Here is a 24,300-nt window from a genome sequence, read left to right as displayed (position 1 = left end):
ACCCTTCGGACCGCGGCAGTCCTTTCGTGTGCGCTGCTCCTCAGGTCCCGTCCTCGCGGGGCCGCATGACGTCCCGCAGCACCCCGCGCGGCAGGCCCCGCCCCCTGCGCTCGCGCGGGTAGCCGATGGACACCTCGTCGAAGCGAACCCCGTCGTGGTACGTCGTGCGCGGGATGTGCAGGTGTCCGTACACCACGGCTCGCGCCCGGTAGCGCAGGTGCCAGTCCGCCGTGAGCGTCGTCCCGCACCACTGCGCGAACTGCGGGTAGCGCAGGATGTCGGTGGGCTCCCGCACCAGCGGGTAGTGGTTGACGAGCACGGTCCCCAGCGCCGGGTCCACGGCGTCCAGGCGGGCCGCCGTCTCCGCCACCCTGGCCCGGCACCAACCGTCCATGCCCGGGTACGGATCCGGGTGCAGCAGGAACTCGTCCGTGCACACCACCCCCGACTCGCGGGCGGCGGCGAGGGACTGTTCCTTCGTCAGCGCCGGGTCGCGGAACGAGTAGTCGTAGTGCGTGAACAGCGGAGCCACCACCACCGGCCCGCCGGGCCCCTGCCACACCGGGTACGGGTCCTCCGGCGTGAGCACCCCCAGCCTCCGGCACATGTCCACCAGGTACCGGTACCGGGGCTCCCCGCGCAGCTGCACCGGATCGTCGGCCGGCGTCCACAGGTCGTGGTTGCCGGGGGTCCACACCACCCGCGCGAACCGGTCGCGCAGCAGCCCGAGCGCCCACTCGACCTCGGACGCGGTCTCGCTGACGTCCCCCGCCACCAGCAGCCAGTCCCCGGGCGACCCGGGCACGATCTCCTCCTCCAGCAGCCGGCGGTTCTCCGCGTGCACCACGTGCAGGTCGGACACGGCCAGCAGCCGCCCGGCCGGCGCCGCCATCAGCCGGCCACCTTGCGCAGCCAGCCGTCCACCGCGGCCGCGACGGCGCCCGCGTCCGCGCCCAGCAGCGACAGGTGGTCGCCCGCCACCTCCGCCAGATGGTCCGCGTACTCCCACCCGGCGGTGGCCGAGGCCGCCGACGCCGAGGCCCGCACCAGCAGCGTGGGAGCCGAAGCCGGCTCCGGCGTCCAGTCGGTGAACAGCCTCAGGTGGCCGCCCATCGCCAGCAGCCGCGTGTCGTCGGTCATCCCCGGCGGGCCCGCCGGGTCGAGCAGACGCTCCGTCAGCGTCGCGGGCCCGCGCCGGCTCCCGCCCCGCGCGTACGTGTCGAGCAGCACCACCGCCGCCGCCTCACGGCCGATCTCCAGCAGCTCCCGGGCCACGGCGTGCGCGATCCACCCACCGGACGAGTGCCCCAGCAGCACGGGCCGCGCCGCGCCCGCCGCCTCGGCCACCGCCTCCGCCTGGGCCCGCACCAGCGCCTGCCGGCTGCGCGGCAGCACCGCGTCACCGGCGAAGCCGGGGTGCGCCAGCACCGTCAGGCCCCGACGGCCCTCCAGGGCCGCCGCCAGCGCGAGGAACTCCTCCGGGCCGGACGACGCCCCCAGCGAGGGGAACGCGAACAGCCCCGCCGCCCCCTCCGGCCCGCCCGCCAGCCGCACGGGGGCCGGCCAGCGCGCCACCCCGGACCGGGAGTCGTAGCCGGGCAGCAGCTCGGCCGCCGCCATCAGCAGCGCCGCGCCCTCGGCGGTACGGCCCTGCGCGTGCGCCCCGCGCAGCAGCCCCGCGAAGGTGCCCCCGGCCGCGGACGGAGCCCGGGGCGGGAGCGCCTCCGCGCCCGGCTCCGCGAGCGGCCCGGCCGGCGAAGTCTCCTCGTCGGCCCGCCGGTTGGCCGCCCGGCGCGGCCGCTGCACCACCAGGCTCCGCAGCAGCGCCGGCACGGGCCCCCCGGAGGCGCGCAGCCCGGCCGCGTCGGCGCGGGCGGCCACCAGGGTCAGGTTCCGCGCGAGCGCGTGCCCCAGCAGGGCCGCCCCGTCCCCGCCGGCCGGGACCGCCAGTCCCGCCGGGAGGCCTTCGGCGTCGGCGCCCCAGCCCAGCACGGCCGCCGGCAGTCCGGCCGCGCGGCGGCGGGCGGCCAGGGCGGTGAGGAAGGCGCCCACGACCGCGTCGCACTCCGGTCCGCCCGAGCCGACGGCGGCCCCGACGGTGGTGACGAACGCCAGCGGCGTCGGGTGCCCGTCCAGCGCGAGAGCGGCGTCGACCGAGGCCTCCAGCGAGGGCCCGTCCGGACCGCTCAGGTGCACCACCGCGGCCGCCTCCTCGCCGGGCCCGACCAGCCGCACGCCGTACGCCTCCACCAGGTGCCGGGCGCTCTCCCGGGCCCGCGGCCCCTCCACGGCGCCGCTGAGCCGCACCGTGCCCGGCCCGCCCGCGCCCGTCGCCCCGGGCACCACGGACTCCGCCCGCACCAGCCGCCGCGCGTACGCGACCCCGTCGCGCAGCGCCAGGTCCGGTTCGCCGCCGCCCAGCGCCCGCACCAGGGCCTTTCGGCTCGCGTCGCTGTCGTCCACGTCCACCAGCATGATGCGGCCCCCGCCCGAACCGGCGAGCCACGCCTGCACCGAGCGCACGAAGCCGCGTACGGCAGCCCCCACGAGATCGGCGACGCCCTCCCCGGGCAGCACCTCCTCGGCGCCGCCCGTGACGACGGCCAGCACGGAGCCGGCCAGCCGTTCCTCGGCGAGCCAGGCACCCACCAGCTCCCGCACCTCGTCCACCGCCGCCGCCACGCCCCGCCCGTACAGCTCCGCGTCGGCGGCGGGCTCCGCGAGGCGGGCCAGGACCAGCTCCGGCACCGGCCGCCCGTCCGCCGAGGCCTCCAGCAGCTCGGCCGGTCCCGCGTACGCGGGCGCCCCGTCGCACTCCGGCAGCGGCGACGGGCCGCGCCCGCCGCCCGGCACCCCGAGCAGCGCCCGGCGCGGCCCCCGCACCGGCCCGGCGGCCTCCGCCACCCGCTCCCACACCAGCGCCAGCGGGGTGACGGGCCGCCGGCCCGGCCCGCCAGGCAGCTCGGACAGGGTCACGGTCGCCGAGGCCACCGGACCGCCCTCCGCGTCCGCCAGCTCCAGCGCTACCACCCCGAACGCACCGCGCACGGCCCGCACCCGCAGCGAGGTCGCCCCGGTCGCGTACAGGGCCGTACCCCGCCACTCCCCGGCCGCCAGCGGCTCCGGCACCGCCGCCAGCACGGGGTGCAGCGCCGCCTCCAGCAGCGCGGGGTGCAGGGCGTACGGCTGCCCGTGCAGCCCGGCCGGCAGCAGGAGCTCGGCGAGGAACTCCTCGCCCCGCCGCCAGGCCCGCTCCACCGCCGGGTGCTCCTCGGCCCCCTCCAGCGGCTCCGCGCCGGCCGGCGGCCACTCGGCCAGGGCGAAGGACGGCGCCCGGCCCGGGGCCAGAACGGCCGTCAGGTGCCGCACCCACGGCTCCTCCGGGTCGGCGCCCTCGGCCCGCGAGACCACCGTCAGCCGCCGCCGGCCCGCCTCGTCGGGGGCCTGCGCCAGCAGCTGGAGCAGCACCCCGCCCCGCGCGGGCAGCGTCAGGGCCACCTCCGCGGCGGCCTCCTCGACCTCCGGCGCGCCGATCGCGCCGCCCACCGCGAGCGCCGCCTCCACCAGCGCCTGCGCCGGCACCCGGCCGGCCCCGGCGAACTCCGGGTGGCTGCGCGCCGAGACCGTCCCCGTGAACAGGACGGCCCCCGCCTCCGGGAGGTCCAGCCGCCACGCGGCCAGCGGATGCCCCGTCGCGGCCATGCCCGTCGCGGCCGTTGCCGTTGCCGTTGCGTCCGTGCCGGATCCGGGTGCGCCCGGCCGGCGCGCCCGCACCGGCCCGCCGACGGGGTACCGCGCCGCCCGGCCGGCGGGACCCCGGCCCGGCCGGCGGTCCTCGCGCCGGAAGGGGTACGTGGGCAGGCCGTGCAGCGGCGCCCCGGCGGGGATGCCGAGCGGCAGCCGGCCGAGGACGCCGTGGGCGTACAGGGTCGCGGTCGCGGTCAGCAGTGCCCGGACCTCGTCGCCCCGGCGGCACAGGGCGGGCACGACGACGGCGCCCTCGTCGGCGAGGCAGGGGCGGGCCATGGCCGCGAGCGCCCCGCCGGGACCCAACTCCAGTACGGCCGTGGCGCCTTCGGACTCCAGGGTGCGGACGGCGTCCTGGAAGCGGACGGTCTCGCGGACGTGCCCGACCCAGTAGTCCGGCCGCGCGACCTCGTCGGTGACGATGCCGCCGGTGAGCGCGGAGACGAACGCGATCCGGGGCCGCCGGAAGTCCAGGCCCGCGATGGCCCGCCGGAACTCCTCCAGCATCGGGTCCATCAGCGGCGAGTGGAAGGCGTGGCCCGCGCGCAGGGTCTTGGACTTGACGTCCTGCTCGGCCAGCCGTCCCACGACGGCCCGGACGGCCTCGTGGGCGCCCGACACGACGACGTCCCGGGGCCCGTTGACCGCGGCCAGCGCCGTCCCCGGCACCAGCAGCGGGGCGACCTCCTCGGCGCCCGTCCGGACGGCGACCATGAGCCCGGCCCCGGGCAGGGCCTCCATCAGCCGCCCCCGCGCGGTGACGAGCACGGCCGCGTCCTCCAGGGACAGCACCCCGGCCACGTGCGCGGCGGCGATCTCGCCCGCGGAGTGCCCGCCGACGAACTGCGGCACGACCCCCCACGACTCGACGAGCCGGTAGAGCGCGACCTCGACGGCGAACAGGGCTGCCTGCGCGGTCCCCGTGCGGCCCAGGGCCTCAGCGGCGGCGTCGGCGTCGTCGCCGAAGACGGCCTCCCGGACCCCGCCGCCGAGTGCGGCGCACACCTCGTCGAAGGCGGCGGCGAACACCGGGAAGGCCGTATACAGCCCGCGGCCCGTCCCCGGCCGCTGCCCGCCCTCGCCCGTGAACAGGACCGCCAGGTCCCGCCGCCGGGCCGCGGTCCCGCGCACCAGGCCCGCGGCCCGCCGGTCCCGGGCGACGGCCTCCAGCCCCCGGGCCAGCTCCTCCCGGTCCGCGGCGACGACCACCGCCCGGTGCGCGAAGGCCGTACGCGTGGTGGCCAGCGCCCGGCTCAGGGCCCCCGGCCGCGCACCGGGATGCTCGCCCAGCCAGTCCAGCAGCCGCCGGGCCTGGGCGCGCAGCGCCTCCGCAGTGGTGCCGGAGACGGTGTACGGCAGCGGGTGCGCGGCCCCGTCCGGCCGGTCGGTCCCGGCGCCGGCGGCCGGGGCCGTACGCGGCGCCTCCTCCAGGACGACGTGGCAGTCCGGGCCGCCCGCACCCCCGGAGCCGAGGCCCACGACGAGCCGCCGCCCGGACTCCCCGGGGCGCGGGGCCCGCGCCGGCTCGCGGCGGTCCGGGCCCAGGCCCGGCAGCGCCCCGATCAGGTCCGTGATGCCCACGGCCCCGTGCGGTTCGACGTACCGGACCCCGCGCGGGCCGAGGCCGGCGCGCTCGCGGACCCGGCGCAGCGCCTCCTCCCGGCCCTCGCCGCCGGGCGCGCCCGGACCCGTACCGCCGTCCTCGCCGACGCCGCTGCCCGCGATGACGCCGAGCACCCGGTCGCCGTCGGCCAGGGCCCGGGCGAGGGGCTTGAGGACGACGACCCCGCCGCCCTCGCAGCGCACGGCGCCGCGCTCCCGGGCCCCGGCGGCCGGGCCGGCCGGGCCCGGCGGGCCCGGGACCGGCTCGGGACCGAGCCCGCCGACCAGGGCGGTGTCGCACTCGCCGCCGCGCAGGCTCTCGCAGGCCAGGTGCACGGCCACGAGCGAGGAGGAGCGCCCGGCGTACACGGTCGTGCTCGGGCCGCGCAGGCCCAGCAGCCCGCCGGTGCGGTGGCCGATGGTCTCCGGGCCCTGCTGGTAGGAGGGAGCGGCGTGCCCGTCCCGCACGGCGCCCACGAACACGCCGACGCGCGCGCCGCGCAGCGAGCCCGGCACGATCCCCGCGTGTTCGAGGGCCTCCCAGCACAGCTCCAGCACCAGCCGCCGGCGCGGGCCCATCGACGCGGCCTCGCGCGGGGAGATCCCGAAGAAGGCCGGGTCGAAGGCGTCGGCCGCGTCGTCCGGCAGCCGCCACGGGCCGTCCGGGTCCGGGGCCTTCGGGAGGCGGCAGGACAGGCCGACGACCGCGATCCGGTGGTCGGCGGGCACGGTGACGTCCGGGAGCGGACGTCGAGCGTCTTCAGGCATCTCTTCTCACCCATCCGTCCTGACGCGAGGTGATGCGGGGGAGATGGTGCGCACCTTGGCTGGAGGCGGACTCAAGAACGGCTGAATCCAGCCGCCCCGCAGGTGGGAAGCGTCCCGGAAGCCCCCAAGACCGCCCGCCCGGAAGGGAGATGAGAGCATGCCGGGAGGGCTGGTTCAACGCCACGGAAGACGAAAGGTCATCTGCAATGGAGAATTCCGCCGACGGTGTGTACGACGTGGTCATCCTCGGTGGCGGCAGCGGGGGCTACTCCTGTGCCCTGCGCGCGACCCAGCTCGGCCTGAGCGCCGTCCTGATCGAGAAGGGCAAGCTGGGCGGCACCTGCCTGCACAACGGCTGCATCCCGACCAAGGCGCTGCTGCACGCCGGCGAGGTCGCCGACGAACTGCGCCGCAGCGAGTCCTACGGAGTGAAGTCCACCTTCGAGGGCGTGGACATAGCCGGGGTGCACGAGTACAAGGACGGCGTGATCGCCGGGCTCTACAAGGGCCTCCAGGGCATGCTGAAGACGCGCAAGAACCTCACCCTGGTGGAGGGCGAGGGCCGTCTCGTCTCCCCGACCGAGGTCGAGGCCGGCGGCGTCCGCTACAAGGGCCGCCACGTCGTCCTCGCCACCGGGTCCCAGCCGCGCTCGCTGCCGGGCCTCGCCATCGACGGCAACCGGGTCGTCTCCTCCGACCACGCGCTCTTCCTCGACCGGATCCCCGAGTCGGCGGTCGTGCTCGGCGGCGGCGTCATCGGCGTCGAGTTCGCCTCGGCCTGGAAGTCCTTCGGCGTGGACGTCACCGTCGTCGAGGGCCTGCCGCACCTGGTGCCCGCCGAGGACGTAGACATCTCCAAGTCCCTGGAGCGCGCCTTCCGCAAGCGGAAGATCAAGTTCGAGCTGGGCTCCCGCTTCTCCGGAGTCGAGTACACCGAGAACGGCGTACGGGTCTCCCTGGAGAACGGCAAGCAGATCGAGGCCGAGCTGCTGCTCGTCGCCGTGGGCCGCGGCCCGGTCTCGGCCGGCCTCGGCTACGAGGAGGCGGGCGTCGCCCTCGACCGCGGGCACGTCGTCGTCGACGAGCTGCTGCGCACCAGCCTGCCGACCGTCTCGGCCGTCGGCGACCTGATCCCGACCCTCCAGCTGGCCCACGTCGGCTTCGCCGAGGGCATCCTCGTCGCCGAGCGCCTCGCGGGCCTGCCCGTGAGCCCGATCGACTACGACGGCGTCGCGCGGGTCACCTACTGCGAGCCCGAGATCGCCTCCGTCGGCCTCAGCGAGGCGAAGGCCAAGGAGGTCTACGGCGAGGACAAGGTCGTCGTCAGCAAGTTCAACGCGGGCAGCACCGGCAAGAGCAAGATCCTGAAGTCGGCGGGCGACGTGAAGCTCGTCCAGGTCGCCGACGGCCCCGTCATCGGCATCCACATGATCGGCTCGCGGGTCAGCGAGCAGATCGGCGAGGCCCAGCTCATCTTCAACTGGCAGGCCCTGCCGACGGAGGTGGCGAGCCTCATCCACGCCCACCCGACCCAGACCGAGGCCCTGGGCGAGGCCCACCTCGCCCTCGCCGGGAAGCCGCTGCACGTCCACGGCTGACCTCACGGTCGGTATTCCGCCATTCGGAAGGGCCGGGGCAACTCCCCGGCCCTTCCCCTGTTTTCGGTGAAATCGCTGGTACGCGACCGGCCCGGATGCCACGATCACTGCGCCGCGGGCGTGGGGCCCGCCGGTAACCGGCCATCAGGCGAGGACGTATCCATGAACCCGGAACACGGCACCAACCCGGCGTACGGCACCAACCCGGCACACGGCACCGACCTTGGACACCACGCACACGGCACCAACGGCACGGCACGCACGGGCACCGACAGGGTGGCCGGCCTCCTCCTCGGCCTCTCCACCGTCCTCATCGGTCTGATGGCGGGCCTGTTCTTCGCCTTCGACGTCTCGGTGATGCCGGGACTGGCCGCCGGCGACGAGCGCACCTACGTCACCGCCATGCAGAACTTCAACGCCGCCATCGACGGCAACGGCCTCTTCGGCAGCGCCTTCGTCCTCGCCCTGCTCGCCACCGCCGCCGCGGCCGTCGTCGAGTACCGCAAGGGCCGGCGCGGGACCGCCGTGTGGGTGGCCGCGGCGGCCGTCGCCTACCTCGTCGTACTGGTGATCACCTTCGCGGTGAACATCCCGCTGAACAACGAGCTCGCGGCCGCGGGCGACGCGGCGAAGCTGACCGACTTCGCGGTGGTGGACAAGTTCAAGGGCACCTGGGTCACCACGAACATCCTGCGCACCCTGCTCTGCACCGCCGCCCTCGCCGCCCTCGCCCGTGCTCTCCTCCTGCACGGCCGGGCCACCGCCCGCTGAGCGTTTTCGGGCTTTCCGGGAGCTCCGGAAGCTTGATGCCACTTCGCGACGAAGCGGGGCGAAAATCAGTCATAGTCGCGCGATGTGCTGCCGTCATGTGCACGGACTACGTAGGTTCTGGGCTCGGTCCGGGACGTTCTGTGACCGATCGGTCACAGAGTCCGCCCACTGCAACGGGAGGGGAATCGCATGGCTGACATCGACCTCGGCGTGGCGTCCGACTGGGACGAGGGCGACACTCACGGCCGCGTCAAGCTGCGGCCGAACCAGGTCTACCCGAACTCGCCCAAGAAGGACGTGCTCATCAGCTCCCCGGTGAGCATCGAGCTGTCCGTGAACACGAACTACTCCTCGTCGCAGGAGGCGGACAAGATCTACTTCACGACCCACCACGGCTCCACGAAGAAGATCATCGCGGTGCTCGACTCCGACGGCAACCTGCACATCGCCGGCCGCCTGATCACCGAGCAGAAGGACCTCCGCTACTAGGAGGGGACGCCTAGGCGTTCTGTCCGTGCAGGACCAGCGCCCAGGCCAGCAGTCCGAAGGCCACCGTGCACAGCAGTGTGCGCCACGCGTTCGCGCGGACCCAGGTCCCCTCGAACGCGCGGCGCACGGCCGCCGGATCGGCGATCCGGTCCACCGGGCCCGCCTTCTCCAGGGCGTTGTTGAGCGGGATGTTCACCCGTGCGGTGACGATCATCGCCAGGACGTACGCGACGAGCGCGCCCGCCAGCGGCACCAGCGCGTGGCGCCCGTCGCCCGGCAGGTGCAGGCCCAGGGCCAGGGCGGTGAACAGCAGCGAACCCATGTAGCCGAGCAGGAACCAGCCGTTGAGGATCGCCACGTTGATCCGCTGCATCGTCTCGATCACCGTCCGGTCGGACGAGGCGCGCAGCCCGGGCATCACCGCCACCGAGAACCCGTAGAAGAGGCCGCTCACCAGGCCCATGGTGATCGTCGCAGCGATCAGTGACGCGAACCTTGCCGTTTCCACGTGGTTCCCCCCGCCTTGGTGGGTGCCGCAGGACTGCCGCACCGCGATGGCCGGATTCTCGCCCATCCCGGGCCGTTCCGAGCCTGATCCAAGCAGTCCCCAGCTGATACTACGGTCGTACACAGGCCATCTCCCGTGTCATTGCACAGGCCCAACACCCCTGCTGCGCAGGCCGGATGACCAATTCCGGGAGCACCCCCCCTGCGCGGTACCCTCCCGCTGGGCCCGCACGCCCCCACCAGGACGCCGGAGAGGAATCAGAACGTGACCGACCCGAAGCAGAGGCTGGACGCACTGCGGACCGACATCGAGCGCCGCAACCCCGCCCAGCCGGAGTTCCACCAGGCCGTACGGGAGGTCCTGGACACCCTGGCCCCCGTCTTCGCGGCGCGCCCCGAGTACGCCGAGGCCGGGCTCGTGGAGCGGCTCGTGGAACCGGAGCGGCAGATCATCTTCCGGGTTCCGTGGACGGACGACCACGGACACGTCCACGTCAACCGCGGCTACCGGGTGGAGTTCAACAGCGCGCTCGGCCCGTACAAGGGCGGCCTGCGCTTTCACCCGTCCGTGGACATCGGCGTGGTGAAGTTCCTCGGCTTCGAGCAGATCTTCAAGAACGCGCTGACCGGCCTGGGCATCGGCGGCGGCAAGGGCGGCAGCGACTTCGACCCGCACGGCCGCTCCGACGCGGAGGTCATGCGCTTCTGCCAGTCCTTCATGACCGAGCTGCACCGCCACATCGGCGAGCACACCGACGTCCCGGCCGGCGACATCGGCGTCGGCGGCCGCGAGATCGGCTACCTGTTCGGCCAGTACCGGCGCATCACCAACCGCTGGGAGGCCGGCGTCCTCACCGGCAAGGGCCAGGGCTGGGGCGGCTCCGCGATCCGGCCCGAGGCCACCGGCTACGGCAGCGTGCTGTTCGCCTCCGAGATGCTGGGGGTCCGGGGCGAGTCCCTGGACGGCCTGACGGCCGTCGTCTCCGGCTCCGGGAACGTCGCCCTCTACACCATCGAGAAGCTCCAGCAGCTCGGCGCCAACCCGCTGACCTGTTCCGACTCGCAGGGCTACGTGGTCGACGACAAGGGCATCGACCTCGCCCTGCTCCGCCAGATCAAGGAGGTCGAGCGCGGCCGCGTCAGCGAGTACGCCGCCCGCCGCGGCTCCTCGGCCCGCTTCGTGCCGGGCGGACGCGTCTGGGAGGTCCCGGCCGACGTCGCCTTCCCGTCCGCGACCCAGAACGAACTGGGCGCCGAGGACGCGCGCGCCCTCATCGGGAACGGCGTCAAGGCGGTCTCGGAGGGCGCCAACATGCCCAGCACCCCCGAGGCGGTCCACCTCTTCCAGGCGGCGGGCGTCGCCTTCGGCCCGGGCAAGGCCGCCAACGCGGGCGGCGTCGCGGTCAGCGCGCTGGAGATGGCCCAGAACGCGGGCCGCACGGCCTGGACCCGGGACCGGGTCGAGTCGGAACTGGCCGGCATCATGCGCTCGATCCACGAGGTCGCGTACGAGACCGCCGCCCGCTACGACGCCCCGGGCGACTACGTCACGGGCGCCAACATCGCCGGCTTCGAGCGCGTGGCGGACGCGATGCTGGTGCAGGGCGTGATCTAGGCCTTCCGCTGCCGTCGGGCCCGCACCCGTGCAGGGTGCGGGCCGTGCCGCCTCAGGCGGGGTCAGTGCGGTCGTCTCCTTCAGCCCAGGCGGCGAGCTGCCTGCGGATGCTCAGGACCGCGGGATGGCCGGCCCCCTGGTCGCGCTCCACGTCCGCCAGGAGTACGCGGCCGAGCTCCTGTGCTGCGGCTGTGTCACCCGCTTCGGCGGTGTAGCGGGCGTATTGCGCGCGGCTGCTGAGAGTGCGCGGGTGCCGGGGTCCGAGTACACGGGTCCAGTCCTCCACGAGGACGCGGAAGAGGTCGCGCGCCTTGGCCGGGTCCCCGGCCCTGCCGGTGTAGCGGGCGTGCTGCCCGCGGCTGATGAGGGTGTTCATGTGGTCGGGGCCCAGGACACGGGTCTCCTGGTGTACGAGTGCGCCGTAGAGGTCGCGTGCCTTGGCGGGCTCTCCGGCCTTGCCGGTGTAGCGGGCGAGTTCGTACCTGGTGATGAGGGTTCCGTGGTGGTCGGGGCCGAGGACGCGGGTGCGGTCGGCGGCGAGGGCGGCCAGCAGGTCCCGTGCCGCGGCCGGATCACCGGATTCGTTGGTGAAGTAGGCGTTCTCATGCCGACTGGCGAGGGTATCGGGGTGCTCGGGGCCCAGGACGCGGGTCTGAACGGGGATGAGGGCGGCCAGCAGGTCGCGTGCGGTCGCCGGATCACCTGCCAAACCGGTGAAGTAGGCCTGCTGGTAGTAGCTGGCGAGGGTGTCCGGATGATCAGGTCCCAGTACGCGGGCCTCGTCCGACACGACTGCGGCCACGAGGTCGCGTGCGGTGGCGAAGTCACCGGTCTCGCCGGTGTAGTAGGCGAGCTGGTACCGGGCGCGCAGGGTGTCCGGATGGGTGGAGTCCCGGACTCGCAGCCCGTACTGCACGAGCGCCTCGTACAGATCGCGTGCGACGGCGGGTTCGCCGGCCTCGCCGACGCAGTAGGCGTGTTCGTACCGGCTGGCGAGGGTGTCCCGGTGCTCCGGGCCCAGGTAGCCGGACGAAGCCGCCGTCAGCAGGGCGTAGAGACGGGCAGCCTCCCGGAAATCTCCCCTCTCCTGCGCGGCCCTGGCCTCACTGCCGAGTTCCCACGCCGTCTTGTTCGGCATGTCCGGGCCGGTGGAGGGGTTGTCCGGGACAAGGGTGGGCGCGGGTTGGCCGAGTTCGCCGCTGATCCGGTGGACCGTGTCGCTGTCGGTGTCGTTGACCGCCGCCACGCGGGCGAGGGTCGCGTCGATGTCGTCACCCACGGGGTCCGGGGAGGCGGCCGGTGCGAACGGGGCGAGGCCGGGGAGACCGTCCGACGGGTCCGGGCCGCCGCCCTGGCCGCGCAGCCGCTCCAGTTCCTCCGTCAACTCGGCGATCTGCTCCTGGAGGTGCCCGGCCAGGGCCTCGGCCTGCCGCTTCTTCTCCTCGGCCCGGCCCAGCTCGCTCTCGGCCCTGGCCTGCTGGGAGCGGGCCCGCTCCAGTTCGGCCCGGACGGCGGACCGGTCCGCGTCCCGGCTGAGGGCGCCGACCCGCTCGTTCAGGGTGTGGATCATGCCGAGCAGGATGCAGATCAGCCGGGCCGAGTTGTGGGCCGTCTGGCGCAGCTCCGCCTGCTGCTCCAGCGCGCGCGTGAGCCGGTCGTACGTCTCGATCTGCTGGGCCTGTACGGCCGCCAGGTCCACCGCCGCCGCACCGGCCACCCGCGCCGCCGGCTTCGACGTGCGCGGCGGGTGCAGCGCCTCGTACAGCAGGGCCTCCGCCTCGCTCCGCCGGCGTTCGCGCAACGGCGGCGGGACCGTGGCGTCGATCAGTGAGGTGACGAACCGCTGCGACGGGATCCGCCCGCCCAGCAGCGAGCTGATCTGCGTCGAGGAGAAGCTGATCTCCTTCTCCAGCACCGCCAGGGTCTTGCCGGAACCGTCCACCTGCGCGCGCAGGAACGCGGCGAGTCTGCCCGCCGCCGGGTTCACCGGGCGGATCTGCCCCCAGGGGCGGCCCTTTCGCCTGTTCGTCTCCGCCACCCACGTACCCCCGGGTGCGCGCGCCGTGCGTTTGTCCGGTCCGGCCGGGACAAGTGCCCTTTCATCCGCAACCTATCTGCGATGTTCTGCCCGCAGGGTCCGGACAACCCAACTCCCCCCGATGGTGCGTCCACCGGCCGCACCCCGCGGCCCGACCCCGAAGGGCCCGACCACCATGACCGACCTCCTCTCCGTCGCCGCCGACGTCCTCACCCTGATGGGTACGACCCTCTCCCTCACCCTCGAAATCCGCCGCGCCCGCCGCGAGGCCGCCGCGCTCAAGGACCGGGAGAACCCCGAGGGGTGAGCCCTGGGCGGCGGCGTAGCCTGTAGGTCCGCCACCTACAGGGAGTTGCCGCGTGCTGACCGCGCTTGACGGGACGTACGGCGACCGCGCGGACGCCGTACGCGTCGCCGGCCGTACCGCCTCGTACGAGGAACTGCTCGGCGCGGCGGGGGCCGTGGCCGCCGACGTCGCCGGAGCCCCCGCCTTCGCCGTGACGGCGACCGCCTCCCTGGAGACCGTCGCGGCGGCCGTCGGCGGGCTCCTCGCCGGGGTGCCCTTCGTACCGCTGCCCCCCGATGCCGGGCCCGCCGAGCGCGAGCACATCCTGCGGGACTCCGGTGCCGTCGAGGTCCCCGTCGACTTCGCCCGCCGGGCCGCGGCGCCCGCCCGGGCCGCCGCGGCCGGGGACCCCGCACTGGTGCTGTACACCTCCGGCACCACCGGCCCGCCCAAGGGCGTGGTCCTGACCGCCGCCGCCATCGCCGCCGACCTCGACGCCCTCGCCGGAGCCTGGCAGTGGAGCGCCGAGGACACCCTGGTGCACGGGCTCCCGCTGTTCCACGTGCACGGCCTGGTCCTCGGCGTGCTCGGCGCGCTGCGCACCGGGAGCCGCCTCGTGCACACCGGCCGCCCGACCCCGCAGGCGTACGCCGCCGCCGGGGGCAGCCTGTACTTCGGGGTGCCGACCGTGTGGTCCCGCATCGCCGCCGAACCGGAACACGCGGCCGCGCTGTCCGGGGCCCGCCTGCTCGTCTCCGGCAGCGCCGCCCTGCCCGCGCCCGTCTTCCGGGACCTGGAGCGCCTCACCGGCCACCGCCCCGTCGAGCGCTACGGGATGACCGAGACCCTGATCACCGTCAGCGGCCGCGCGGGCGGCGAGGTCCGCCCCGGCACCGTCGGGACCCCGCTCCCCGGCATCCGGACCCGGATCGCCGCCGAGCCGGGCGCCGAGATCGGCGAACTCCAGCTCACCGGCCCCACGCTGTTCTCCGGCTACCTGGGCCGCCCCGACGCGACCGCGGCCGCGTACACCGAGGACGGGTGGTTCCGCACCGGCGACATCGCCGCCGTCGACCCGGAGGACGGCGTCCACCGCATCGTCGGCCGGGCCTCCATCGACATGATCAAGTCCGGCGGCTACCGCATCGGCGCCGGCGAGATCGAGAACGCCCTGCTGGACCACCCCCGGGTGGCCGAGGCGGCCGTCGTCGGGGTCCCGGACGCGGACCTCGGGCAGCGGATCGTCGCCTTCGTCGTCGCCGACGGGGTCACCGGTCCCGAACTCACCGACTTCGTCGCCGCGCACCTCTCGGTGCACAAGCGGCCCCGCGAGGTCCGCTTCGTTCCCGCGATCCCGCGCAACGCCATGGGGAAGCCCCAGAAGAAGCTCCTGCTGGGCGGCGACCGGGGCGGGTCCGGGGAGGCGCGGTGACCGGCTCCGACGGGGAGAGCCCCTGGATCCGCCGCTTCCACCCGCCGGCGGTGCCGCCGGGGAGGCCCGTGCCGGTCCTCGTCGTCCTCCCGCACGCGGGCGGCAGCGCCTCCTTCTACTTCCCGCTCTCCCGCGACCTCGCCGCGCACGCCGAGGTGCTCACCGTCCAGTACCCCGGCCGCCAGGAGCGGCTGGGGGAGCCGATCCCGGACACCATCGCCGGGCTGGCCGACGGGGTGGAACGGGCGCTGGAGCCCTGGCGCGGCCGGCCCCTCGTCCTGTTCGGGCACAGCATGGGCGCGGTGCTCGCCTACGAGCTGGCGCGGCGGCTGGAGGCGGCCGGCGCGACGCCGCGCGGCCTGATCGTCTCCGGGCGGCGGTCGCCGCTGGTCGAGCGGGAGGAGGAGCACCTCCACGCGCGGGACGACGACACCCTGCTCGCCCAGGTGCAATCCCTTTCCGGGACCGACCCCGCGCTGCTGGCCGACCCGGGGTTCCGGGCGCTGATCCTGCCGGCGCTGCGCAGCGACTACCGGGCGGTCGAGACCTGGCGGCACGAGCCCGGGCCGCCGTTGCGGACCCCCGTCAGCGTGCTCTGCGGGGACTCCGACCCGCGGGCGAGCGTGGCGGAGGCGCTGGGCTGGCGGGACGTGGCCGGGGCCGGGTTCGGCTTCCGCGGCTTCCCCGGCGGGCACTTCTACCTGGCCGAGCAGCACGCGGCCGTGGTGCGGGCGGTGGCGGAGGACCTGGCGGGGTTCACGGCGGGCTGACGCCGGTTCGGCCGGGCGGGCGTGCGTCCCGCGTGCGTCCTGCCTCGTCAGGCCGTCGTTCCTTCGCCGCGCACCGCCAGGTGCCGGGCCAGAACCTCCAGGGCCTGCGTCACCTCGGGCAGCCGCTCGGCGCCGGCCTCGCCCAGTGCCCGGGCGAGCGCCTCCTCGACCTTGGAGCTGCCGGCGGTCCGTACGGCGGCCACGCGCGCGGAGGCCGCGGGGGACTGGCGCACCAGGGTCCGGCGGCGGTCGGCGGGGTCGGGGGCCGTCTCGACCGAGCCGGCCTCGCGCAGCCGGGCCACGGCGCCCGAGACCTGGCTCTGCGGGAGCCCCGTGCGCTGCGCGGTCTCGCCGACGGTGGTGTCCGGGTGCGCCGCGATGTCCCCGGCGACGATCACCACGGAGCGGGTGCCGCCCGCGTACTGCCCGGACCCGCCCGGGGGTTCGGGCAGGGCCTCCTCGCCGAGCTTCATCAGGGCGCGGCCCAGCAGGAACAGTTCGATTCCATCCACCGGTCCAAAATACATCAGCATCGATTCATCAAAATCGATCCATCGGTATTGATGTATCGGAATCGATGGAATATCTTGGTTGCAGGGCGACGGGCAAGGGGTCCGGCGCCGGCGGTCCAACCAGCCGAAGGAGAGCCGTCATGCCCAGTCTCGCCGTTCCCGGTGCCATCCTCCACTACCAACTCCAGGGCTCCGGGCCGCTGTTGCTCATCTCGCAGAGCGGTGAGGGCGACGCGGACCGCACCATGGACCTGGTTCCGCACCTCACCGACACCTTCACCGTCCTGACCTACGACCGCCGGGGCCTGTCCCGCAGCCGCCTGGAGCAGCCCGGCCGGACCACCTCGCTCGCCGAGCACGCCGATGACGTCCACCGGCTGCTGGCCGCCGTCACCGACGAGCCGGCCCTGATGCTCGGGTGCAGCCTCGGCGCCGTCATCGGACTGCACGTGGCCGCCGAGCACCCGGGGCAGCTCTCCGCCCTCGTCGCCCACGAGCCGGTCGCCCCGCGGCTGCTGCCGGACGCCGCCGACCGGAAGCGGCACGAGGCGGAGCTCGTCGAACTCCAGCACACCTTCCGGGAGGAGGGGCTGCCGGCGGCCGCCCGCGAGGCCGCCCGGGTCCTCGGCATAGACACCAGCGGCAAGGACTCCGAGCCCGGCCTCACCCCGCAGCCGATGAGCGAGCAGCGCCGCGCCAATTTCGCCTACTTCATCGAGCACGACTTCTCGGCGATCCTCCAGGACACGCTCGACCCGGACGCCGTGGCCGCGAGTACCACCCGCATCCTCCCGGCCGTCGGCGCCACCACACCGTCCACCGTCTTCGACGTCGCGTGCGCCCACGCGCTGGCGGATCTGGTGGGTTCGGAGATACGGGTCTTCCCGGGCGGGCACAACGGCAACACCAGCCACCCCCGGGCCTACGCGGAGCGTCTGCGCGCTGTCCTGACGGCCAGCTGACAGCCCGCTGAGCACCCGCTGACGGCCCTCCGACGCCCTGCTTGCGGCGTGGGCAGTGGCTTCCGGGGTGCTGTGGTTCGGGCTGCACATGGTGGCGCTGAACTGGAGCGAGCAGCCGGCCCCGGCAACCGCACGGCGAACCTTCAGGCGGGCTCGACGTTCGTGACCACGGTGGTGAACTCTCGGCCCGAGGAGCCACGGATGTAGGCCAGTTCGACCCAGTGATCCCTCAGCACCGAGTCCGAGACGTTCTCGTTGATCACAGCCATCAGCTCTCCCTCTGTGCCGGAGGCGATGTCGCGGACGCGGCGGCGCAACAGCCGGTGCGGTACGTATTCGTACTGCTCGCTCATTCGGGCACCTCCTCGAAGGTGTCGAGAAAGCGCTCCCACCCGACCAGTGCGCGGTGGAGCAGTGCGGCGCTGGGCGTCACGCAGACGGCGACACCCGGCGGACACATGGAGCGGTGGCAGCGGTGCTCCCCGGTTGCCGGGTCCGGCCCTGGGCCGGCCTCGCGGACTGCGGGGACATGCCGGATACGTGCACGCATGGGTGCCCTCCTCGGTGTGGCGTGCCGTCACCGTAGGGGCGCTGGAAGCGGGCCAGGGGGACGGTTTGTCCCTCTGACCCAGACCGTCCCCCTACGCGATGGCCACCCCGATCGCCTCGGCGAGGCGACCGGCTTCCGGACGCAGCGCGCGTGGGGCCTCGCGCCACAGGTCGAGCACCGCGACGCGTGCCGAGGGGGTGTAGGCCACGGTTTCCGCGCTGATCCCGTGCGCGATCTGCATGACGTGCAAGGCGGCCGTGCGGTCCCCACGCTGGAGGTGGCCGCGTGCGACCTCCACCCACAGCCGGGCACGGCGTTCCAGCGACGGCATCGCGTCAGGGTTCACCTCGTCCGCCAGACCGAGTGCCTGCCGGGACGCGGACAGGTCCGTGGCGACGCTGATCTGATGGAAGTCCACGTTCGCCCGTCCGAACATGGTCGACGGATGGACGTACGACGCGGGCAACGACTTCGCGACCTCGTCCCCGGTGTCCCAGTGCCGCCAGGCGTCCCCGGTCCGCCCGGCGCGGGCGGCGGTCACCGCCGCGTGCAGTGCCAGCGCTCCGTAGACGCCCCGCCAGTCGTCCGGCGCGGAGTCCAGGTGCGGTCGCAGGAGGGACGCCGCACCCTCGACGACCTCCAGTGCTTCGTCCGGGTGCGCCGTGGACCTCAGGATGTTGCCCAGACTCCAGGCAGCCGCCGCGATCGCCGCCGGGTTGTCGGAAGCCTGGGCGGCGGTGAGCGCCCGGTCCGCGATCACCCATGCCATCTCGGGCGGTGCGATGTAGGCAGTGGCCTGGCCAGTGAGCCGGTACACCTCGGACAGGGCCTCGTGCGCGCTGCGCCGGGGCCGTCCCTCCAGAACTCTTGTCGCGATCTCGGCATCTTGGATCAACTCCGGTAGCAGAGCGCCGACTTGTGTGCGGTTGTGGTCCGAGGTGTGCCACAGCCGCCAGGCGTCGCGGACGCGCGCCAGGAGCGCGGCCGGGTCCGGAGGGGTTTCGGGGAGGGCCAACAGCAGAGGCCGTGTCATGACCGCCTTCCAGATGGCGGGCATTGCCGGATGCGTGAGCCTGCCGAGTACGACCGGCTGCGCCACGTTCTCCCCGGCGGCGGTGATCAGGGAGAGGTCGGTCAGCTGGAGCGCGCCTGCCAGACGGAGCAGCAGGCTGTGGGAGCGGATGGGACGCTCGCCGGACTCGATCTTCTTCAGCCAGTCGGGGCCTCGGCCGCACAGGCCGGCCAGTACGGGACGGGACATCCCGCGTGCTTCACGGAGCAGCCGAATCCGCTCGCCGGTGGTGAGGTTGCTGGGGATGTCCATGTGGTGCCCCTTCCCGAATGCCGTTGGCGGCAGCGTACGTCCAGCCCCGGGCGCGGAGGTAGGCGTCCAGTTCGGCGGCGCCCGACAGGAGGGCGCGGGCGCGGGTGGACAGTCGGGCGTGCCAGCCGTGGAGGGCGGCCTCCAGGGGCTCCGGGCCGCCGGCCGCGCGGACCTGGGTGATCAGCGGGGTGATCTGCTCCAGCAGGTAGCCGCCCCGGCGGAGTTGGTGGGTCATCCGGGCGTCCCGTACGGCGGCCGCGTCGTAGACGCGGTATCCGGTTCCGGGGTCGCGGTGGGGGCGCACGAGGCCCGCCTTCTCCCACTTGCGCAGGGTCGCGGGCCGGATCCCCAGCTTCGCCGCCAGCGGGCCGATGAAGGTGCCACCCGGCTCGGGGGGAGGGGACGGCGCCAGGTCGCGGAGGGCGTCCTCCACCGCCCGGAGGGTCCGGCGGTCGTCGAGGAGCTGGGCGTGGCTCTCGTCGATGAGGCGGAAGGCGTCGTCCACCGCGCCTTCGTTGACGGCCCGCATGACCGCCGTCGCCGTCCGGTGGCCGTGGCCGGGCAGCAGGGCCAGGAACGCGCGCAGGGCGCCCGCGTGCAGCGGGGTGTAGGCGCGGTAGCCGCCGGCCGTGCGGGCGGCGGCCGGGAGGATGCCGGCCTCCTCGTAGTTCCTGACCGCCTGCGTGGACAGACCGTGCGCCCGGGCCAGGTCGATCGGCCTGAGGTGACCCTTGGTTTTAAGGTTCTGGCTCATGCGGGCCGAGAATAGCGGCCAAAGTCTCAACCGAAAGTTCAGCGATAGCGTTGAAGGCATGGAAACCCGTGTGAAGGACCACGTCCGTTCCGTCGATGCCTCCGCCGTTCTCCGCCTGCTCCCGCGAAGGCCCCGGCTGCTCGCCCTCGGCGAGCCCACCCACGGCGAGGAGACCTTGCTCGAACTGCGCAACGAGCTGTTCCGGCAGCTCGTGGACGAGGGCTACCGGACCATCGCGATCGAGAGCGACTGCCTGGCGGGCCTCGCCGTGGACGACCACGTCACCTCCGGCGAGGGCGTCCTCGACGAGGTCGTGGAGCGCGGCATCAGCCACGGCTGGGGTGCCTCCGCCGCCAACCGCGAGCTGGTGCGCTGGATGCGCGCCCACAACGAGGGCCGGCCGGCCTCCGAACAGGTCCGCTTCGCGGGCTTCGACGGCCCGTTGGAGATGTCCGGCGCCGCGAGCCCCCGGCAGGTCCTCACCGCGCTCCACGGATACCTGGCCGCACGGGTGGACGCCGGCCTGCTCCCCTGCACGCGGGAGACCCTCGACCGGCTGCTCGGCACCGACGGGCAGTGGACCGAACCCGCCGCGATGAGGGACCCGGCCCGGTCCGTGGGGCAGTCCGACGAGGCGGGCCGACTGAGGCTGATCGCCGACGACTTGGCGGCCCTGCTCGACGAGCAGGAGCCCCAGCTGATCGCGGCGGGCCCGCAGGAGGAGTGGGACCGTGCCGCCCTGTACGCACGGACGGCCACGGGTCTGCTGCGCTACCACCACTGGACGGCCGACGGCTCGTCCGCCCGGTGGGCCCGGCTGGCCGGGGTCCGGGACGCGATGATGGCCCGGAACCTGCTCGCCCTCGCCGGGCGGGGGCCGGTGTTCGTCCACGCCCACAACGCCCACCTCCAGCGGGAGAAGAGCTCCATGCGCATGGGCGGCGAGCCGCTGGAGTGGTGGAGCGCCGGTGCGCTGGTGGACGCCCGCCTCGGTGCGGAGTACGCCTTCGTGGCCACGGCCCTCGGCACGATCCGGCACCGGGGAGTGGACGAGCCGGCGCCGGACACCTTCGAGGGGCTCCTCCACGCCCTCCCGGAGGACCGCTGCCTCGTCGACACCCGGCGGCTCGCGGCAGAGCTCGGCGGTGCCCGGCCCGCGCCCCGGGTGTCGCCCTGGTTCGGCTACGCCCCGCTCGACCCGGCGCACCTGGAGGACGCCGACGGGGTCGTGTTCCTCAAGGACATGGCTCCGGCGTAGCGTTCATTCCTTGTCTGTTGCAACGCGCGGGTGGGGTTCGTTGCGTTGAATTCAGGGGCGTTGCAACGATTGCAGGGCTGTGACCTGCGATGATGAAGTTTCTTTGCGGTGGGTGTGTTGCTCGGGTTGTGAACGCGGCGTAGCGTTCAGGTCATCGGAAACACCGAGTGACACGAACCCGAAGGAAGAGAAACCATGCAGAAGTTCGCCACCGCCGCCGCGATCACCACCGTCCTGGACGTCCCGGCCGGCAACATCCGCTTCATCGCCGCCGACCGTGCGGAGACCACGGTCGAGGTCCTGCCGGCCAACGCGTCCAAGAGCCGTGACGTGAAGGCGGCCCAGGAGACGGCCGTCGAGTTCCGGGACGGTGTCCTGCGGATCACCGGGCCGAAGAAGAACCAGGTGTTCGGCGCTTCGGGTGCGGTCGAGGTGACGGTGCAGCTGCCGGCCGGGTCGAGCGTCGAGGCGCGGACGGCGTCGGCCGAGTTCCGGGGTGTGGGACGGCTGGGTGAGGTGTCGCTGGAGAGCGCGCACGGCACGGTCAAGCTCGACGAGGCGGCCGGGGTGCGGCTGGTCCTGGCCGCCGGTGACGTCGCGGTGGGCCGGCTGGGGGGCTCGGCGGACATCCGTACGCAGAAGGGCGATCTGACGATCGCCGAGGCCACCGGCGGCACGGTGACGCTGCGGACCGAGCACGGGGACATCAGCGTCGGCGCCGCCCGCGGGGTCTCGGCCTCCCTGGACGCCGGCACCTCCTACGGCCGGATCAGCAACGCCCTGCACAACAGCGGCGAGGGCGCCGTGCTGGCCATCCAGGCCACCACCTCCTACGGCAACATCACCGCCCTCACCGCCTGAACGGGAACGGGTCGAACGGGAGAGCCGCGGCCGTGTCGTACTCGCGACCGCGGGCACCGCCCGACCGGCACCGGACCGGCGGCGGCCGGAGCAACCCGCCCCGACGCTGGGTACGTTGAGCCGATCCAGGCCGCGACCCGGGCCGCCCGCGTACGACAGCACCTGCGAGGAACCCCATGCACCCCACCACCACCCCGAGCACCGACCCCGCCGCCCGGCTCCGGCGCGCCGTCGCCTTCCGCGACCTGCACGCCGGTCCCGGCCCCTTCGTCGTCCCGAACCCCTGGGACGCGGGAACCGCGCGGATCCTGGCCTCCTTCGGCTTCGCCGCCCTCGCCACCACCGGCGCCGGCCTCGCGCACAGCCTCGGCCGGCCCGACGGGGCCGACCAGGTCAGCCGCGCCGAGATCCTCGCCAACGCCACCGCGATCGTCGACGCCACCGGACTGCCCGTCACCGCCGACCTGGAGAGCGGCTTCGGCGAGCGCCCCGAGGACGTCGCCGAGACCATCCGGCTCGCCGCGGCGGCAGGCCTGGTCGGCGGCTCCGTCGAGGACTCCACCGGCCGAGACGAGGACCCCGTACGGTCCCTCGAAGAGGCCGTCGAGCGGGTCGCCGCCGCCGTGGAGGCGGCGAAGGGGCTGGACTTCCCCTTCACCGTCACCGCCCGCGCCGAGAACTTCTTCCAGGGCCGGCCCGACCTCGACGACACCATCCGCCGCCTGAAGGCGTACGAGGCCGCCGGCGCCGACGTGCTCTACGCCCCGGCACTCCCGGACGCCGACGCGATCCGCGCCGTCTGCGCCGCCGTCGAACGGCCCGTCAACGTCCTGATGACCGCCGCCCTGAAACTGTCCGTCGCCGACCTCGGTGCCCTCGGGGTGCGCCGCGTCAGCACCGGCTCCGCGCTCTCCCGCGCCGCCCTCGGGGCCCTCACCCGGGCCGCCCGCGAGATCACCGGGACGGGCACCTTCGGCTTCGTCTCGGACGCCCTCCCCTACGACGAGGCCAACGCCCTCCTGACCCCCGCCCCGGAGAGCGATCCGGCACCGTGAGCCTTCCGTACGCGTCGCCTGATCGGGGCCTTCGCGGTGTGAGCAACCAGAATGGCGGGCGACCACGTCCGCGAGAGCGGCGCCGGTTCAGGCGCGAAAAAGGGGGAGTTCTCCAGTGAGCAGCACCACCACCGTCAGCAGTCCCGTCGAGGCCGTGCGCCTCGCCGACCCGTACCCGTACTACGCGCGCCTGGTGGCCGAGCGGCCCTTCGCCTGGGACGAGGCGCTCGGGGCCTGGGTGGCCGCCGACGCGGCCGCGGTGCGCGCGGTGCTGGGCAGCGGCGCGCTGCGGGTGCGGCCCGTCGCGGAGCCGGTACCGGCCGGGATCGCGGGGACGGCCGCCGGGGAGGTGTTCGGTGAGCTGGTGCGGATGACGGACGGCGCCCGGGCGGCCCGGCTGAAGCAGGTCGTGGCCGGGGCACTGGCCCGCGCGGACACCGCGTACGCGGCCTCGCTGGCGGGGCGCCTCACCCGCGAGGTGCTGGCGGAGGGCGGCGAAGTCCCGTACGAGGAGCTGATGTTCGGGGTGCCGGCGCGGGTGGTTGCCGACCTGAGCGGCCTGACCGAGGGAGCGGGCCGGGAGGCGGCCCGGGCGATCGGCGACTTCGTGCAGTGCATTCCCGCTGCCGCCACGGAGGACCAGTACCGGGCGGCCGCGGCCGCCGCCACCCGCCTCCGCGCCCTCCTGGGACCGGCCCTGACCGAAGCCCAGGCCACCCCGCTCGGGCCCCCGGCCGCCGGGGCCGCCGCTGCGTACTCCGTCCGGCCAGGGCAGGCGCAGGGGCTGCTCGGCGAGCTGGTGGCGGGCGCCGAGCGGGACGGGTGGGCGCATGCGGGGCCGTTGCTGTCCAACGCCATCGGGTTCCTCTCCCAGACCTACGACGCCACCGCCGGGCTGATCGGCAACACCCTCGTCGCCCTCGCCCGGGGCGCCGGCGGCGCCGACCTCGACGCCCTGGTGCGCGAGGTGGTCCGGTACGACGCCCCGATCCAGAACACCCGCCGCTTCGCCGCCGAATCCTTCACGTACGCCGGCTCCACCGTGGAGCCCGGGCAGCAGGTCCTCGTCCTCCTCGCCGCCGCCAACCGCGACCCCGCCGTCAACCCGGACCCGCACACGCTGTCCCCCGAACGAGTGAATCCGGCTGTCTTCACGTTTGGCGCGGCGGCCCACCGCTGCCCGGGTGCGGAGCTCGCCACGGCCCTCGCCGGCGCCGTCGTCACCGAACTGCGCGCGGCAGGCTTGGGCACCACCGCGACCCCCGCCTACCGCCCGCTGGCGAACGCACGGATCCCGCTCCTCTAGCGCGCGGGCCGTCCCCGACGGAAGCCGACGCAGCCCCCGCAGCCGCGATCAGGCCGGGGGTCGGTCACCCCTATGTCTTCAGACAGGACAAACCG

21 protein-coding genes are annotated in these 24,300 nt (G+C 74.4%); 12 read left to right on the top strand and 9 right to left on the bottom strand.

What is annotated here, in order from left to right; all coding sequences use genetic code 11:
• Positions 1-40 precede the first annotated feature (40 nt).
• Both ACQKM2_RS25960 and ACQKM2_RS25955 read right to left on the bottom strand, forming a co-directional pair.
• Positions 41-892, bottom strand: coding sequence for a metallophosphoesterase family protein (locus ACQKM2_RS25960; RefSeq protein WP_427713810.1), 852 nt, complete (start codon positions 890-892; stop codon positions 41-43).
• Positions 892-6,117 (bottom strand): acyltransferase domain-containing protein, encoded by a 5,226-nt coding sequence (locus ACQKM2_RS25955; protein WP_427713808.1) that lies wholly within the window; start codon positions 6,115-6,117, stop codon positions 892-894. Before ACQKM2_RS25955 ends, ACQKM2_RS25960 begins: the two co-directional genes overlap by 1 nt.
• A 206-nt stretch (positions 6,118-6,323) precedes the next feature.
• On the opposite strand from ACQKM2_RS25955, the gene lpdA reads away from it, so the two are divergent.
• The 3 genes from lpdA to ACQKM2_RS25940 all read left to right on the top strand — a co-directional run bounded on the left by lpdA (position 6,324) and on the right by ACQKM2_RS25940 (position 8,975).
• Positions 6,324-7,715, top strand: coding sequence for a dihydrolipoyl dehydrogenase (gene lpdA, locus ACQKM2_RS25950; protein ID WP_427713806.1), 1,392 nt, complete (start codon positions 6,324-6,326; stop codon positions 7,713-7,715).
• A gap of 162 nt (positions 7,716-7,877) precedes the next feature.
• Positions 7,878-8,486: an anthrone oxygenase family protein gene (locus ACQKM2_RS25945; RefSeq protein WP_427713804.1), complete on the top strand. Its 609-nt coding sequence runs from the start codon at positions 7,878-7,880 to the stop codon at positions 8,484-8,486.
• A 189-nt stretch (positions 8,487-8,675) separates the two neighbouring features.
• Positions 8,676-8,975 carry a DUF6342 family protein gene (locus ACQKM2_RS25940; RefSeq protein ID WP_125594939.1) on the top strand — a complete coding sequence of 100 codons (300 nt, stop codon included), beginning with the start codon at positions 8,676-8,678 and terminating at the stop codon, positions 8,973-8,975.
• Between the two features lie 10 nt (positions 8,976-8,985).
• Here ACQKM2_RS25940 and ACQKM2_RS25935 read toward each other — a convergent pair whose 3' ends face one another.
• A complete protein-coding gene (locus ACQKM2_RS25935; RefSeq protein ID WP_427713802.1) occupies positions 8,986-9,483 on the bottom strand; it encodes a DUF1772 domain-containing protein in 498 nt (165 codons plus the stop codon).
• A 264-nt stretch (positions 9,484-9,747) separates the two neighbouring features.
• Here ACQKM2_RS25935 and gdhA point away from each other — a divergent pair, with 264 nt between their 5' ends.
• Positions 9,748-11,097: an NADP-specific glutamate dehydrogenase gene (gene gdhA, locus ACQKM2_RS25930; RefSeq protein ID WP_427713800.1), complete on the top strand. Its 1,350-nt coding sequence runs from the start codon at positions 9,748-9,750 to the stop codon at positions 11,095-11,097.
• Positions 11,098-11,149: 52 nt separating this feature from the next.
• On the opposite strand, the gene ACQKM2_RS25925 is transcribed toward gdhA, so the two are convergent.
• Entirely contained in the window at positions 11,150-13,135 is a 1,986-nt protein-coding gene (locus ACQKM2_RS25925) for a tetratricopeptide repeat protein (protein WP_427713798.1), read from the bottom strand.
• 175 nt (positions 13,136-13,310) lie between these two features.
• Here ACQKM2_RS25925 and ACQKM2_RS25920 point away from each other — a divergent pair, with 175 nt between their 5' ends.
• The 3 genes from ACQKM2_RS25920 to ACQKM2_RS25910 are packed head-to-tail and all read left to right on the top strand — an operon-like array spanning position 13,311 to position 15,623.
• On the top strand, positions 13,311-13,442 hold the full coding sequence (locus tag ACQKM2_RS25920; RefSeq protein ID WP_427713796.1) for a hypothetical protein: 132 nt from the start codon (positions 13,311-13,313) through the stop codon (positions 13,440-13,442).
• 52 nt (positions 13,443-13,494) lie between these two features.
• Positions 13,495-14,853, top strand: coding sequence for an AMP-binding protein (locus tag ACQKM2_RS25915; protein WP_427713794.1), 1,359 nt, complete (start codon positions 13,495-13,497; stop codon positions 14,851-14,853).
• A complete protein-coding gene (locus ACQKM2_RS25910; protein WP_427713792.1) occupies positions 14,850-15,623 on the top strand; it encodes a thioesterase II family protein in 774 nt (257 codons plus the stop codon). The genes ACQKM2_RS25915 and ACQKM2_RS25910 overlap by 4 nt, the downstream gene beginning before the upstream one ends.
• A gap of 47 nt (positions 15,624-15,670) precedes the next feature.
• Here ACQKM2_RS25910 and ACQKM2_RS25905 read toward each other — a convergent pair whose 3' ends face one another.
• Positions 15,671-16,156, bottom strand: a complete 486-nt coding sequence (locus ACQKM2_RS25905) for a MarR family transcriptional regulator (RefSeq protein ID WP_427713789.1) — start codon at positions 16,154-16,156, stop codon at positions 15,671-15,673.
• A 119-nt stretch (positions 16,157-16,275) separates the two neighbouring features.
• On the opposite strand from ACQKM2_RS25905, the gene ACQKM2_RS25900 reads away from it, so the two are divergent.
• Entirely contained in the window at positions 16,276-17,097 is an 822-nt protein-coding gene (locus ACQKM2_RS25900) for an alpha/beta fold hydrolase (RefSeq protein WP_427713788.1), read from the top strand.
• Between the two features lie 143 nt (positions 17,098-17,240).
• On the opposite strand, the gene ACQKM2_RS25895 is transcribed toward ACQKM2_RS25900, so the two are convergent.
• The 4 genes from ACQKM2_RS25895 to ACQKM2_RS25880 all read right to left on the bottom strand — a co-directional run bounded on the left by ACQKM2_RS25895 (position 17,241) and on the right by ACQKM2_RS25880 (position 19,725).
• A complete protein-coding gene (locus tag ACQKM2_RS25895; protein ID WP_427713785.1) occupies positions 17,241-17,450 on the bottom strand; it encodes a hypothetical protein in 210 nt (69 codons plus the stop codon).
• Positions 17,447-17,647 (bottom strand): hypothetical protein, encoded by a 201-nt coding sequence (locus ACQKM2_RS25890; protein ID WP_427713783.1) that lies wholly within the window; start codon positions 17,645-17,647, stop codon positions 17,447-17,449. Before ACQKM2_RS25890 ends, ACQKM2_RS25895 begins: the two co-directional genes overlap by 4 nt.
• 91 nt (positions 17,648-17,738) lie before the next feature.
• Entirely contained in the window at positions 17,739-18,971 is a 1,233-nt protein-coding gene (locus ACQKM2_RS25885; RefSeq protein WP_427713781.1) for a helix-turn-helix domain-containing protein, read from the bottom strand.
• A complete protein-coding gene (locus ACQKM2_RS25880) occupies positions 18,919-19,725 on the bottom strand; it encodes a TioE family transcriptional regulator (protein ID WP_427713779.1) in 807 nt (268 codons plus the stop codon). The genes ACQKM2_RS25885 and ACQKM2_RS25880 overlap by 53 nt, the downstream gene beginning before the upstream one ends.
• A gap of 58 nt (positions 19,726-19,783) precedes the next feature.
• On the opposite strand from ACQKM2_RS25880, the gene ACQKM2_RS25875 reads away from it, so the two are divergent.
• From ACQKM2_RS25875 to ACQKM2_RS25860, 4 genes are all read left to right on the top strand, one after another.
• Entirely contained in the window at positions 19,784-20,983 is a 1,200-nt protein-coding gene (locus ACQKM2_RS25875) for an erythromycin esterase family protein (protein WP_427713777.1), read from the top strand.
• A 195-nt stretch (positions 20,984-21,178) separates the two neighbouring features.
• Complete coding sequence (locus ACQKM2_RS25870; protein WP_427713775.1) at positions 21,179-21,844, top strand: DUF4097 family beta strand repeat-containing protein; 666 nt, start codon at positions 21,179-21,181, stop codon at positions 21,842-21,844.
• A 176-nt stretch (positions 21,845-22,020) separates the two neighbouring features.
• Positions 22,021-22,899, top strand: a complete 879-nt coding sequence (locus tag ACQKM2_RS25865; RefSeq protein ID WP_427713772.1) for an isocitrate lyase/PEP mutase family protein — start codon at positions 22,021-22,023, stop codon at positions 22,897-22,899.
• Positions 22,900-23,014: 115 nt separating this feature from the next.
• Positions 23,015-24,205: a cytochrome P450 gene (locus tag ACQKM2_RS25860; protein ID WP_427713770.1), complete on the top strand. Its 1,191-nt coding sequence runs from the start codon at positions 23,015-23,017 to the stop codon at positions 24,203-24,205.
• Positions 24,206-24,300 lie beyond the last annotated feature (95 nt).

The sequence above is a fragment of the Streptomyces sp. NPDC004126 genome (genome assembly GCF_050275515.1).
Taxonomy (GTDB): Bacteria; Actinomycetota; Actinomycetes; order Streptomycetales; family Streptomycetaceae; genus Streptomyces.
The sequence above is the reverse complement of the archived record's forward strand: the minus strand, read 5'-3'. Positions and strand labels throughout refer to the sequence as shown.